We start from the raw sequence: 12,200 nt of genomic DNA on the forward strand, positions 1-12,200 counted from the left end.
TAAATACTATCCGATCGTTAGAAGCATATTTATTAGCATTGGTCTAAAAATGCTGTTAGAATCCCCGCCATCTTAACCGCGATAACCTTTCCATTCCAAAATTTGTTTGGCTACGATTGGTTTTTGCACAAATCATTTGACAATTAAGCGCAAATGAGGGATAGTCCTCGCCCTTAAATTGTCACCGAACTAAGTTTTTGGGAGTTAGACCCTTGGCAAACAGTAAATCTGCTAAGAAGCGCGCTATCCAAGCTGAGAAACGTCGCCAGCACAACGCTAGCCGTCGTTCTATGATGCGCACTTACATGAAAAAAACTATCGCAGCTATCGCAGCTGGCGATAAAGAAGCTGCAACTGCTGCTTTCGTAGAAGTTACACCACTTCTAGACCGCATGGCGACTAAAGGCCTTATTCACAAGAATAAAGCTGCTCGTCATAAGTCTCGTTTCGCTGCTGCAATCAAAGCTCTTTAATAGATACTTGATTTCAAAGCAAAACGAAAAAAACCGGCCTTGGCCGGTTTTTTTATGTCTGCGATTTGCCGTTTTCTCTTGATGGCCGTGATGACACACATCCATGTGTTCTGAAACTCACATCCAACACCGCTCTATTTCTTACAATAGATACCATGCAGTAACGTAATCATTGCCTTCACCTCTTCACTACTCAATGTGTAGTAAACCGTTTGAGCTTGTTTACGTGTTTCAACTAAACCATCTCGCCTTAGCCATGCTAAATGTTGCGATAAAGCCGATTGGCTCAGCTCTAACATGCTGCACAACTCACCTACCGATAACTCGCTATCATGTAATAGACATAAAATCTGTAGGCGGCGCTCGTTAGCCATCGCTTTCAACAACACAACGGCTTGTGCCGAGTTTTTCTCCATTTCTTTCAAGTTCATAGTTTGGCTCCCTACTACCTTCAACGCCAACTACGGGCTATCAGTACTAATTACGGCATATTGTTGAGTTATGATAATCGATATCAATTCATTAACAAACTAACTCACTCGAACAAATTACTAAAATCTGCGTCACATACATTTTTAACTGCCGGATGTTGGATCATCCTCTCAGCAAAAATGACATAGTACTCTTCTTTCAGCTCATCAATACCACCCAACATCTGTAGCGAGGTATCCTCTTCTACTTCAGATAAGTAGAGTGTCGGCGCTAAGAAAATGGCATCATGGTGATAACGAGCAAAGGCTTTCATTAATGCGGCATCGTCAAACTCGCCCAAAATATCCGGTTTTAGACCCTGTCTATCAAACCATTGCAAAACCTTACGCCCCATCGAAGTGCGGCTACCTGGTATTAATAGCTTTCTCTGTTCGAGTACTGCAGGGAAACTTACATTGTCGACCTTACCTGTACAGAAAAAACTCATACCACTCTCACCCAGTTTCTTACTGAATAACCCTGGGCTCTGGCTTGAGTCAACTGGGCAGTCGGATAGGATCATATCGAGCTTATGTTGCGACAGCTGTTCTAATAGCATTTCGTGGGTCGATTCAAAACAGCGTAAGTGGATACTGTTATCTTCAGGAATGGTCGACATCAAGATCTTGCTGACGAGCCTTTTTGACAGCGCATCTGCAACGCCGACATCAAACAGAATATTGGAGTGTTGGCTGTAATTAACGATATCCAGCATCTCATAGCTCAGACCAAACATACGATCGGCGTATTTGAAAACCAGTTGGCCAAGTTCTGTTGGCTCGACACTTCGTCCGTTACGTTTAGTCAGCTTGCCATCCATTCGCTCTTCAAGAGCTTTAATTTGCCCGGTGACGGTTTGAGGCGTTAAGAAGAGCGCTTCAGCTGCTTTAGTGATTGAACCTTGCTTGCACACCATCCAGAAATAATAGAGGTGGTTGTAATTAAGATGCGACATGATTAAAGCCGTATAGAGTTATGTGACACTCTTTTATAGCAAATATGACACCTCGCCTCAATAACTTCGGTTTTTACAACCGTTAGACACAAAAACCAATACATTTACCGAAACATTAAGATTCACACTGTCATATTCGATGATAGAAAATCGATTTTTTTTCAATTTTTTCGATCAAACCCGCAATAAACCAAAGGTTATAAAAACCTTAAAATACAAAAACTTAGACCAATATAATTAGCTGTCAAAATATTTAAACAGCAAATCATCACAAAAAAAAGCCGCACCAATAAAAATGTAATATTACTGAAATATTTCCCCTCTAACATCACGCTCAGATTAACTAACAGACCAAACACAGACTTTAACGGTCCATGGAGAAAACATTATGAACCAAGCTACTACTGCAGCAGCGCCAATCTCGAGCACTACTCGCTGGCTACGCTGGGCTAACTTGGCATTCATGCTTTACCTACTACTTCTTTCTGTATCAATGGTAGGTACTGGCTTTAAATGGGCAACAGGCGAGCAAGCAAAGGTTCTTTTCGAATTTGCTTCACACCCAGTTGCAGGCTTAATGATCGGCTTGGTTGCAACCGCACTTATCCAATCATCAAGCACCGTGACATCTATTATCGTTGGCTTAGTTGCGGGTGGTTTACCTGTTGAAGTTGCTATCCCTATGATCATGGGTGCAAACATCGGTACAACGGTAACTAACACGCTTGTTAGTCTTGGCCACGTTCGTTGTAAGGACGAGTTTAAGCGTGCGTTTGCAAGTGCAACGATTCACGACTTCTTCAACCTACTAGCTGTAATGATCTTCCTACCGCTAGAGATGATGTTTGGTATTCTTGAGAAAGTATCTCACTGGTTGGTATCGCCAATGCTTGCAACTGGCGACATGAGCATGAAAGGCCTGAACTTCATCAAACCAATCACTAAGCCTGTAGTAAGTGCAATCAAAGAGCCACTATCTACATTCGGTGACACAATAGGTGGCGTACTACTTATCGTTCTTGGTATCGCAACTATCTTCGTTGCTATCACAGTGATGGGCAAACTAATGAAGAGCCTAATGGTAGGCCGCGCTCGTGAAATCCTAAAGAACGCTATCGGTCGTGGTCCACTTCACGGTATCGCTTCTGGTTCAATCGTTACTGTTCTTGTTCAGTCTTCTTCGACTACAACAAGCTTGATGGTTCCGCTAGTAGGTTCAGGTGTTCTTAAAGTACGTGACGTTTACCCGTTCACTCTAGGTGCAAACATCGGTACGTGTATCACAGCACTACTAGCAGCAACAGCGGTATCTGGTGAGTTCGCAGTATTCGCACTACAGATTGCTCTAGTACACCTAGTGTTCAACATCATGGCAACAGTATTCATCTTTGGTATTCCGTTCCTACGTGAACTACCAGTTAAAGCAGCAGACATGATTTCAGACATGGCTGTGAAGAACAAAGCAGTCGTAGCTGGTTATCTAATCGCTGTTTTCCTAGTGCTACCAGGTTCTATCCTAGCGCTAACTGCTTAAGCAAAAAGTCCATCGCATAATCAAAGCCCGCAACGAAAGTTGCGGGCTTTTTCTTTTTTAAGGGCAGATTCGAGATTCGAGCAAACGAGTGGCGAAGAGATAAAAGCAGATACGGGATGCGAGTAAACGAGTAGCGAAGAGCCCGCAGCGGATTAGGTGTGAGCGAGTAACGAAAAGCATTAACTGTGATTCGTCATATTTAGTTTCTAACGTTTCGCTCACTCAGATTGAACACGCTCTTTGTATCCCTAATCTTGTCTACTCGTATCCGCTCTTAGCTCTTCGCATCTCGAATCCCGTTTCCTCACATCTAAAGAACCGTCATTCCCTACAGCGAGGAACGAGCGTGATAGGGAATCTCACAGACGTGCAACGAAGGAGATTCCCTACTCCTTCCTCCGTCAGTCTAGGGAATGACGGCGGTCAAAAAGCAGATACGGGATGCGAGTAAACGAGTAGCGAAGAGCAAAAAACAGATTCGTGGTACGGGTAACGAAAAACACGAACTATGATTATCGTTTTTAGTCTCCAGCGTATCCCTCTGATTAAGCACGCTCTTCGCATCTCGAATCCCGCTTACTCGTATCTAAAAGAACCGTCATTCCCTACAGCGAGGGACGAGCGTGATAGGGAATCTCGCAGACGTGCAACGAAAGAGATTCCCTACTCCTTCCTCCGTCAGTCTAGGGAATGACGAATACTTCTAGCTCTTCGCATCTCGCTTACTCGTATCTCATCACTGTTCTTCAGATACAAAAAAGGCTGCACCATGGCAGCCTTTCAAATCATTTTAGGAGCGAGTTATACCGAGAATGGGTACTTAATCGCTTCGTGGCACTCGTAGCCTTCTACCCAGAAGTCGTCCAGTGTTACCCATGTTTCTAAATCTTCTAGAGACTTAATCTCAGGGTTAATGTGGAAGGTTGCTGGTGCTAGGGGTTCACGCTTCAACTGTATATCACGCATTGGCGCAAGTTGGTCTTCGTAGATGTGAGCATTCACTAGCTTGTGATAAGCCACACCCGGTTTCTTGCCAGTGATTTGCGCCATAATCGCTAAGAATACGTAAACCTGAACCATATTGAAGTTAAGACCTAGTGGGACATCACAAGAGCGCTGCGTGCTGTTCAGGTACAGAGTATCACCGAGTAGAGAGAAGTGATGGCTGTACATGCACGGACGAAGACAACCCATGTGGAATTCGCCAGGGTTGTAGAAGTTTAGGATCTCACCGCGATCATCAACACCACGCGTTAAGTCATCAACAATCTTCTTTAGCTGATCGATGTGTCCACCGTCAGGCTTTGCCCATGCGCGACCTTGAACACCGTAAACACGGCCCATGTCGTCTTCACCTTTACGATGAGGGTTGTTCAACCATGCTTCATTGAGGTTTGCGTTCGCGTCCCATGTTTTGGTGCCCAGCTTACGGAAATCTTCAGCGTTATCATAACCACGGATGTAGCCTAGCAGCTCAGCGACTGCCGCTTTCCAAAAGCTCTTACGCGTCGTCACAAGTGGGAACTGGTTGTTGCCAACATCGTAAGTCAGGTCTGCATTGATCACCGTTAGGCAGCGTTTGCCTGTACGCTCGTTTTCAATCCACGTGCCTTCATCAACGATTCGCTGACAGAGTTCTAAATACTGCTTCACACCAATTCCTTACTTCGTTTGTTGTGGGACTTCATCTTTGTAGTGACCGCGCTTGTAAGCCCAAACCACCATAAGAACACCGATAATGACCATAGGTAGAGACAGGATTTGACCCATCGAGATAAATCCGCCAAACAGACCTAGGTGTGCATCAGGTTCGCGCACGTATTCTACTAGGAAACGGAAGCTTCCGTAACCCGCAAGGAACAGGCCAGAAACCGAACCTAGAGGACGAGGCTTCTTAATAAACCAGTTCAAGATGAAGAACAGGACGATACCTTCAAGCGCCATCTCGTACAGTTGAGATGGGTGACGTGGCAGCGGACCACCGTTCGGGAATACCACGCCCCACGGCACATCCGTCACGCGGCCCCATAATTCGCTGTTCATGAAGTTACCTAAACGCCCCATACCCAAGCCAAACGGCACCAATGGCGCGATCATGTCGGCTACACCAAAGAAGGTTCGACCGTTCTTTTTCGCATACCAGAACATTGCGGTGATAACACCTAGCAGACCACCGTGGAATGACATGCCGCCAGTCCATACTTTAAAGAGGTACAGAGGATCCGCTAAGAAAAGGTCGAAGTTGTAAAACAGCACGTAACCAACACGGCCGCCGATGACAACACCTAAGAAACCAGCAAACAACAGATCTGATACTTGCTCACGAGTCCAGCCGCTGTTTGGTTGGTCTGCACGACGATTAGCCAGCCACATCGCAAAGACAAAACCGACAAGGTACATCAAGCCATACCAACGAACAGAAATTGGCCCTAGTTCAATCAGAACAGGATCGATATTGGGGAATTCGATAAAACCCTGAGACATATTTAGCTCTCTATCTAATATAAAAGAATTAGCCAACGGCTAAGAGGAATACACTACAGCAGCATGGTCGCGGCTATAAACATTAAAAAGACGGCGAACACTTTCTTTAATACGGGCGTTGGTAGCTGCGTTGCTAACTTAGCACCAATTCGAGTGGTGAGCACCGAAGTGCAAGAGATAGCCACCAGCGCAGGCACGTAAACATAACCCAAGCTGTACGCAGGCAAAGATTCAACCGACGAACCGTGCCAAATAAAGCCAATCATACCCGAAATGGCAATCACGCAACCGCAGACCGACGAAGAGCCGACCGCCTTACGCATCTCAACCCCATGGTGATTCAGAAAAGGCACAGACAATGAACCACCGCCGATTCCAGCTAAGCTCGAGATCACCCCAATACCGCCACCGCACGCGACTGTTTTTGCCGGTGCCGGCATGGCCTTTTGACTGCTAGAGCGTATCGACAGCAGCATTTGTAATGCCAGTAGCAACACGATGATGCCAAACACTTTAGGTAGATATTGAGACGGAATCGAATCGGCAATAAAAGAACCCATAAAGCCGCCAAGCACAACGCCAGGCATCAACCACTTCACCACGAACATCTCAACATTGCCAAGTTTAAGGTGGTTCAATGCTGAAGAGCCAGAAGTGACAATAATGGTCGACAAGGAAGTTGCCAGCGCCATTTGCATCGCAATCTCTTGTGCGATACCCGCTTTAGGCAATAAGAACAACAATGCAGGGACTACCAATAAGCCACCGCCGATGCCCAATAAGCCAGCCAATACACCAACGACGGCGCCAAGGCCCGCTAGCAAACCAATGAGTTCGTATGACACGTTTAATCCTATTTTTTGCCCGCTCTGATAAAGCCGGTAAATTCACGCTGTTCGAAATAGGACAGCATCATACTATAGATGTCACTGCCGTACGGCTGTACAAGTGCATTATTTGCTAAATCTTGTAAATCACTCAATGAGGACTGACGTATCAAATATTTGGTTCTTGCCACGTTCGAGGTGTTCATACTCAAGGTTTGATAACCAAGACCGATCAATAACAGCGCGCCCATCGGGTCACCTGCTAACTCGCCACAGATACACACCGGCAGCTGATACTGCTTACAAGTATCGTGGATCTGCTTAAGCGCCATGATCACTGCAGGGTGCATGGATTCATAGACATCAGAGACACGAGAATTGTTCCGATCAACCGCCAATAAATATTGGGTTAAATCATTGGTACCGACAGATACGAAGTCGACACGGTCAGCAATCAATGGCAACAAGTAGAGCATTGACGGAACTTCAAGCATGATTCCGATACGTGGCATACGAACACGGTCATCAAGCTCATGCACCTCTTCGTAAGCCTGCTCGATAAGCTGCAATGCATCATCAAGCTCGCGAGCACCAGAAATCATCGGCAGAAGAATGCTGAGGTTCTGACTGCCACAGCTGGCTCTCAGCATGGCTCTTAGCTGAATGATAAAGATATCTGGATGGTCGAGCGTGAATCGAATACCACGCCAGCCCAAGAATGGGTTGTCCTCTTCAATCGGGAAGTAAGGCAGAGCCTTATCACCACCGATATCCAGAGTACGCATCACCACTTGTTTATCCGGGTAACTCTCGAGTACCGATTGATACTGCTTTACTTGTTCGTCTTCGGAAGGAAAACGCTGTTGCAGAAGGAAAGAGATCTCAGTTCGATACAGACCGACACCATCAACCCCTTGATTGAGCGCGATGTTGGTATCGGCACTCAAGCCAGCATTTAGGAGAATCTCGACCTGATGATCGTCTTGTGTTTTGGCTGGTAGGTGAATATCACGGTTCACCATTGAAGAGAGTTCAGTCTCTTCAAGGATCAGCTCTCGGTACTCTTTCAGTAGATTCTGGGTAGGCTCAATGAAGATCTCGCCACTGTAGCCATCAACAATCACCTGCTTGCCATTCACATTAGCAAGATTAAGAGTCACCCCCATCACCGATGGAATGCCTAATGCTCGTGACAAAATCGCAGCGTGAGAGTTAGCCGCCCCTTCTAGCGAGATCACCGCAAGTAGCTTCTCTTTCGGGATCGAAGCCAACACGGAGGCAGTAAGTTCACGTACTACTAATACGATCGGCTTCTCTAAATAACGCTGCTCTTGCTCTGAGTTGTGCAAGAAATAGAGCAGACGCTGTCCAAGCTCTCTAATGTCTTGCGCTCGTTCACGCAGATAGAGATCAGACATACGAGCAAAACGACTTGAGTAGCTCTCCACCACTTGTCTCAGTGCCCAATCGGCTTTATCCCCTTTCTGAACCTGTGCCTTGAGATCATTTCGCAGCATCGGGTCATTCAAAAGGTGCGTAAACAGGTCGAAAATCGCCAGAGCGTCTTTGTTAATATCACTGTCTAAGCGCTTACGCATGCGCTTAAAGTCATTAAGTGCGTTCTCAACTGCGACCGCGAGCAATTCATGTTCGCGTTCGATATCAAGCGTTGAAGCAGGATAAACATCGGTTAACTCTGGCTGGGTGTTATCCCACCACAACTCACCAATGGCGACACCTGATGAAGCAGCGATACCTTTAGTCGAAGGTTGATCTTGATGCTCAAGCAGCCACAGACCTTGCGTTTGAGCATGAGCGACAATAACCGCCAGCTGTGCAGAGAGAGTAACGAGAAACGACTCCTCCATTTCACTGAACAAGCGAGGTGATTTTTGCTGAATAACCAGAACCCCAAGCACTTGCTTGCGGTGAATGATAGGAGTACCAAGAAATGAGTGATAAACGTCTTCCCCAAGTTCCGGGAAAAACTTATAAGCAGGATGCGCAGAAGCTTGCGCTAGGTTGATAGGCTCAGCACTTCGTTTAACCAAGCCGACTAAGCCCTCGTTAAACCCGATATGGATGCTGTTCCCTTCAAAAATGAGGCCTTGAGTTGCCATCAACTCAAGGCGCTGCATATCATTGTTGGCTAAGTACACAGTGCAGCACTCAGTCTGCATCGCGCTGCACGTCTCTTTAACTAAAATATCCAATGCGGTTGAGACATCTTCAACCCTAGATACGTGTTCAACTATTTCCCTTAGTTGACTGAGCATGCTTAACCTCTACGCTGTTTGCGTTTTCCTTTTATTTTTCGCTCTTTAAATGGCATAGCTAAAGAAGCGAACTCTTTCATTGCACGACGGTAAACATCTCGCTTGAAAGAAACAACTTGTCGAACTGGGTACCAGTAACTTACCCAACGCCAACCATCAAACTCAGGTGTACTTCCGCGCTGCATGTTAATACGCGATTCATCGCAGTCTAAACGCAGAAGAAACCACTTCTGTTTTTGTCCAATACAGACAGGTTTTGAATCCCATCGAACCAGTCGTTTGGGTAGCTTATAGCGTAACCAATGACGACTTGTCGCGACGATCTTTACATCCTTTTTGGTAAGGCCAACCTCTTCATATAACTCACGGTACATTGCCTGTTCCGGAGTTTCACCTTCATCGATTCCCCCTTGAGGGAATTGCCATGAATGTTGCCCGTATCGTTTAGCCCAGAAGACCTGACCATGGTTGTTACAGATTACAATACCAACGTTTAATCGGTAACCATCGCCATCTATCACTGGCCAACCTCTATTTAAATTTTTAATTACACTGATTTTTCCACATATCCCCAAGCGGAGCAAACTTCGTGACGTGATTAGGGCGATATTTATGAATAATTTCTTAAAACTGGATAACTTTTGCTCATAAAATAGTTACCCACACAATAGTGAGACATAGACCACATTTATTCACCTTTTCTGTGAATAACTATGTGAAGAATTCACCGCAAACGTTTTTTTTAATCCATACTTTCATCAACAACCAAAACAAGCTGCAACCAACCAAAGTAAATAAAACATAATAATCATGAACTTAAAACAAATCTTACGCTAAACAAAAATTACATTTTTCAAATGATCTTTTAAAAACTCAACATGGTTAAAGATCAACCACCCTTAGCTTTATCCACACTCATCACTAAAAGATTCATTTTGTACGCCATTTAGCAAGCATTTTATCCCCTTAAAACCCCTGTTTATTTATCCATTAGTTTGTTTTTATTGGATTTTAGCCTCTCAGCCTGTGGATAACCGTAGGATTGATCCGTAAATCGCCACTGTGATCATTTATTAACCACACTGCATTTTCAGTTGAATCTGATAAAATCGGCGTTTTACCAACTCGAAGTCTTATGAAACCTGAACCACAAACTGAAGCTGAGCTGCTAGACCGAGCCTACGCCATTGCCGGTATGACCTTTCAAGAACTGGCAGAGGAAGCTGAAATGACCATGCCTAAAGATCTTAAGCGAGATAAAGGGTGGGTTGGGCAGCTATTGGAGTGGCACCTAGGCGCCCCCGCTGGGAGTAAACCAGAGCAGGACTTCGCGCATTTAGGTATTGAACTTAAAAGTATTCCGATCAGTTACAGTGGCAAGCCATTAGAGACCACTTTTGTGTGTGTGGCACCTCTGATGGGCGTTCAAGGCCTGACCTGGGAAACCAGTCACGTTCGCAACAAGTTATCCAAAGTTTTGTGGATCCCAGTTGAGGGAGAGCGTGAGATCCCGTTGGCAGATCGTCACGTAGGATCACCACTGTTGTGGACACCAAGTGAAGAGGAAGAAGAGATTCTCAAACGAGATTGGGAAGAACTGATGGAGTTGATCGTTTTAGGTAACGTCGAGCAGATCACTGCACGTCATGGTGAAGCATTGCATCTTCGTCCAAAAGCGGCACACAGCCGAGTCTTAACCGAGGCCTACGGGGCGAGTGGCAAGCCAATTAAGACCAAGCCACGCGGCTTCTATCTGAGAACTCAGTTTACTCACCAGCTACTGACAAAACACTACGCTTGATAACGAGCTACTTTACAATAACTTAATGTGGATTAAGCGCTAACTCTATATCGCAATAGCGTTGACTGGGCTCACTACCAAACTCGTCATACGTGTTGTGGAGGCGTAAATAGGCCTTATCGAAACCAAGTCTGAGGAGCTCCTCTTTGACTTGATCAAGTGATCCAAAGTGTACTGGCTCTCCACCTTGCTTCACCGGCTCTAATTTATGCTTGTATTCCACTGCTAATAGGTACTCTGGGATATCAGAACACCCGATAACATAAACCTTAGGTGTTCGATAAGAGTCTTTGTGATCGCCATGCAACCACATATCTAGTTGATGCTTTTGCATACCTCACCTCCCTCAATATCTTTAGCTTAGTCGAACTGCTTTTGTTTGCTAAATAACCCTTTAAAAAATATGCAAAGAGGAGTCTATTGCTCCTCTTTTTAGCGGTACTGATTCAGAGATCTCCCTCCGACGCCATAACCAGCACCTATTTCATTATCCTAGGGAGTGACAGGTGCCATCACTCCCTCTGATTACGTCAGTATTCGCGCACTTAGAACACGACGAAGGTGACGAACACGACGTTCAATAGTGACAGCTTCAGGCTCTGAAAATCCGATTGGTCGTCCATCGGCTTCTAAACCGATATCTTTAAGTAAGTGTGCGTTCTCCCATGGAAGATCGTAAGCACTACGACGCACTTTCCGTTTCCAGGCTCGCTCTTCATGACGAAGATCGGCGCGAATAAGAACTGTGGCTAATTTTAGGTAAACTGAGTGACGCATAATGTATTCTCCAGTAGTGGAATTAAACTGGGGAAAAATAGCGTGAAATAAGAGATAGAGATGTCTTAGCTGCTATTTTTCCGCAGCCAAGTAAGGATACGGATTAATTAGTTAGATTTATCTTGGGTGTTGCGATCGGCCATCACTGATAGACGTGGCATAGCGGCCACCATGTCAGTGCTAGGATCAAACGACGCGCAAATGTGCTGAATAAAATCGAAATGTTTCATTTGCGCCTCCAAGCTAATTAATTAATCCAAAAAGATGTGATTCGAATGCTTTTGGTTTGATATTAAACCATTGCTTTCACGATTAAATTCTATCCAAACGAGAACATTATTCAACCACTTATCTATTAACAATCTTAAAACAAAGCATTCACCTAAAATCTTAGTTGCATATAACATTGAGCATAAGATATTCACTATGATTATATAAATCTGTAGAGCTTATCTCTGTTCAAACTTTTCAGTCAGATAGAAAGCTTCGAGCAAAAACAAAAAAAAGCCACGCTGTGCGTGGCTTTCAAATAATAGTATTGCTTAGACTAGCCCTTCAGATATCAGGCTGTGTTTATTGAGCAAGCGATACATGGTAGCGCG

The 12,200-nt window shown here is 45.0% G+C and carries 13 protein-coding genes; 3 read left to right on the forward strand and 10 right to left on the reverse strand.

Annotated features, from left to right (window positions below; genetic code table 11):
- Window positions 1-212: 212 nt before the first annotated feature.
- Complete coding sequence (gene rpsT / locus AC6R05_RS13560; RefSeq protein WP_032553178.1) at window positions 213-473, forward strand: 30S ribosomal protein S20; 261 nt, start codon at window positions 213-215, stop codon at window positions 471-473.
- A 134-nt stretch (window positions 474-607) separates the two neighbouring features.
- Here rpsT and AC6R05_RS13565 read toward each other — a convergent pair whose 3' ends face one another.
- Both AC6R05_RS13565 and nhaR read right to left on the reverse strand, forming a co-directional pair.
- Window positions 608-904 carry an ArsR/SmtB family transcription factor gene (locus AC6R05_RS13565; protein WP_150870993.1) on the reverse strand — a complete coding sequence of 99 codons (297 nt, stop codon included), beginning with the start codon at window positions 902-904 and terminating at the stop codon, window positions 608-610.
- 104 nt (window positions 905-1,008) lie between these two features.
- Window positions 1,009-1,899 (reverse strand): transcriptional activator NhaR, encoded by an 891-nt coding sequence (nhaR, locus tag AC6R05_RS13570; protein WP_032553176.1) that lies wholly within the window; start codon window positions 1,897-1,899, stop codon window positions 1,009-1,011.
- A gap of 388 nt (window positions 1,900-2,287) precedes the next feature.
- Here nhaR and AC6R05_RS13575 point away from each other — a divergent pair, with 388 nt between their 5' ends.
- A complete protein-coding gene (locus tag AC6R05_RS13575; RefSeq protein WP_285467718.1) occupies window positions 2,288-3,433 on the forward strand; it encodes a Na/Pi symporter in 1,146 nt (381 codons plus the stop codon).
- 801 nt (window positions 3,434-4,234) lie between these two features.
- On the opposite strand, the gene AC6R05_RS13580 is transcribed toward AC6R05_RS13575, so the two are convergent.
- Genes AC6R05_RS13580 through rppH form a run of 5 tightly spaced genes read right to left on the reverse strand, consistent with a single transcriptional unit; the run spans window position 4,235 to window position 9,541 of the window.
- Window positions 4,235-5,086 carry a thymidylate synthase gene (locus AC6R05_RS13580; RefSeq protein WP_032553174.1) on the reverse strand — a complete coding sequence of 284 codons (852 nt, stop codon included), beginning with the start codon at window positions 5,084-5,086 and terminating at the stop codon, window positions 4,235-4,237.
- Window positions 5,087-5,095: 9 nt separating this feature from the next.
- Window positions 5,096-5,917, reverse strand: a complete 822-nt coding sequence (gene lgt, locus AC6R05_RS13585; protein ID WP_032553173.1) for a prolipoprotein diacylglyceryl transferase — start codon at window positions 5,915-5,917, stop codon at window positions 5,096-5,098.
- Window positions 5,918-5,970: 53 nt separating this feature from the next.
- Entirely contained in the window at window positions 5,971-6,762 is a 792-nt protein-coding gene (locus AC6R05_RS13590) for a sulfite exporter TauE/SafE family protein (protein ID WP_500647678.1), read from the reverse strand.
- An 8-nt stretch (window positions 6,763-6,770) separates the two neighbouring features.
- Window positions 6,771-9,020: a phosphoenolpyruvate--protein phosphotransferase gene (ptsP, locus tag AC6R05_RS13595; RefSeq protein ID WP_500647679.1), complete on the reverse strand. Its 2,250-nt coding sequence runs from the start codon at window positions 9,018-9,020 to the stop codon at window positions 6,771-6,773.
- A gap of 2 nt (window positions 9,021-9,022) precedes the next feature.
- Window positions 9,023-9,541 carry an RNA pyrophosphohydrolase gene (gene rppH, locus AC6R05_RS13600; RefSeq protein ID WP_032553170.1) on the reverse strand — a complete coding sequence of 173 codons (519 nt, stop codon included), beginning with the start codon at window positions 9,539-9,541 and terminating at the stop codon, window positions 9,023-9,025.
- 614 nt (window positions 9,542-10,155) lie between these two features.
- Here rppH and mutH point away from each other — a divergent pair.
- On the forward strand, window positions 10,156-10,821 hold the full coding sequence (mutH, locus tag AC6R05_RS13605; RefSeq protein ID WP_032553169.1) for a DNA mismatch repair endonuclease MutH: 666 nt from the start codon (window positions 10,156-10,158) through the stop codon (window positions 10,819-10,821).
- 22 nt (window positions 10,822-10,843) lie between these two features.
- Here mutH and AC6R05_RS13610 read toward each other — a convergent pair whose 3' ends face one another.
- From AC6R05_RS13610 to AC6R05_RS13620, 3 genes are all read right to left on the reverse strand, one after another.
- Window positions 10,844-11,155, reverse strand: coding sequence for a DUF6482 family protein (locus AC6R05_RS13610; protein WP_032553168.1), 312 nt, complete (start codon window positions 11,153-11,155; stop codon window positions 10,844-10,846).
- A 191-nt stretch (window positions 11,156-11,346) separates the two neighbouring features.
- Entirely contained in the window at window positions 11,347-11,598 is a 252-nt protein-coding gene (locus AC6R05_RS13615; RefSeq protein WP_032553167.1) for a hypothetical protein, read from the reverse strand.
- A 107-nt stretch (window positions 11,599-11,705) separates the two neighbouring features.
- Window positions 11,706-11,828, reverse strand: coding sequence for a hypothetical protein (locus AC6R05_RS13620; RefSeq protein ID WP_263641666.1), 123 nt, complete (start codon window positions 11,826-11,828; stop codon window positions 11,706-11,708).
- Window positions 11,829-12,200 lie beyond the last annotated feature (372 nt).

It is taken from the genome of Vibrio sp. R11-SG3-ISO9 (assembly GCF_059834255.1).

Bases quoted from the DNA above. Each gene is read 5' to 3' on its own strand.
- AC6R05_RS13565 (WP_150870993.1), bottom strand. From the start codon at position 904: ATGAACTTGAAAGAAATGGAGAAAAACTCGGCACAAGCCGTTGTGTTG.
- nhaR (WP_032553176.1), bottom strand. From the start codon at position 1,899: ATGTCGCATCTTAATTACAACCACCTCTATTATTTCTGGATGGTGTGC.
- AC6R05_RS13575 (WP_285467718.1), top strand. From the start codon at position 2,288: ATGAACCAAGCTACTACTGCAGCAGCGCCAATCTCGAGCACTACTCGC.
- lgt (WP_032553173.1), bottom strand. From the start codon at position 5,917: ATGTCTCAGGGTTTTATCGAATTCCCCAATATCGATCCTGTTCTGATT.
- ptsP (WP_500647679.1), bottom strand. From the start codon at position 9,020: ATGCTCAGTCAACTAAGGGAAATAGTTGAACACGTATCTAGGGTTGAA.
- mutH (WP_032553169.1), top strand. From the start codon at position 10,156: ATGAAACCTGAACCACAAACTGAAGCTGAGCTGCTAGACCGAGCCTAC.
- AC6R05_RS13610 (WP_032553168.1), bottom strand. From the start codon at position 11,155: ATGCAAAAGCATCAACTAGATATGTGGTTGCATGGCGATCACAAAGAC.
- AC6R05_RS13615 (WP_032553167.1), bottom strand. From the start codon at position 11,598: ATGCGTCACTCAGTTTACCTAAAATTAGCCACAGTTCTTATTCGCGCC.
- AC6R05_RS13620 (WP_263641666.1), bottom strand. From the start codon at position 11,828: ATGAAACATTTCGATTTTATTCAGCACATTTGCGCGTCGTTTGATCCT.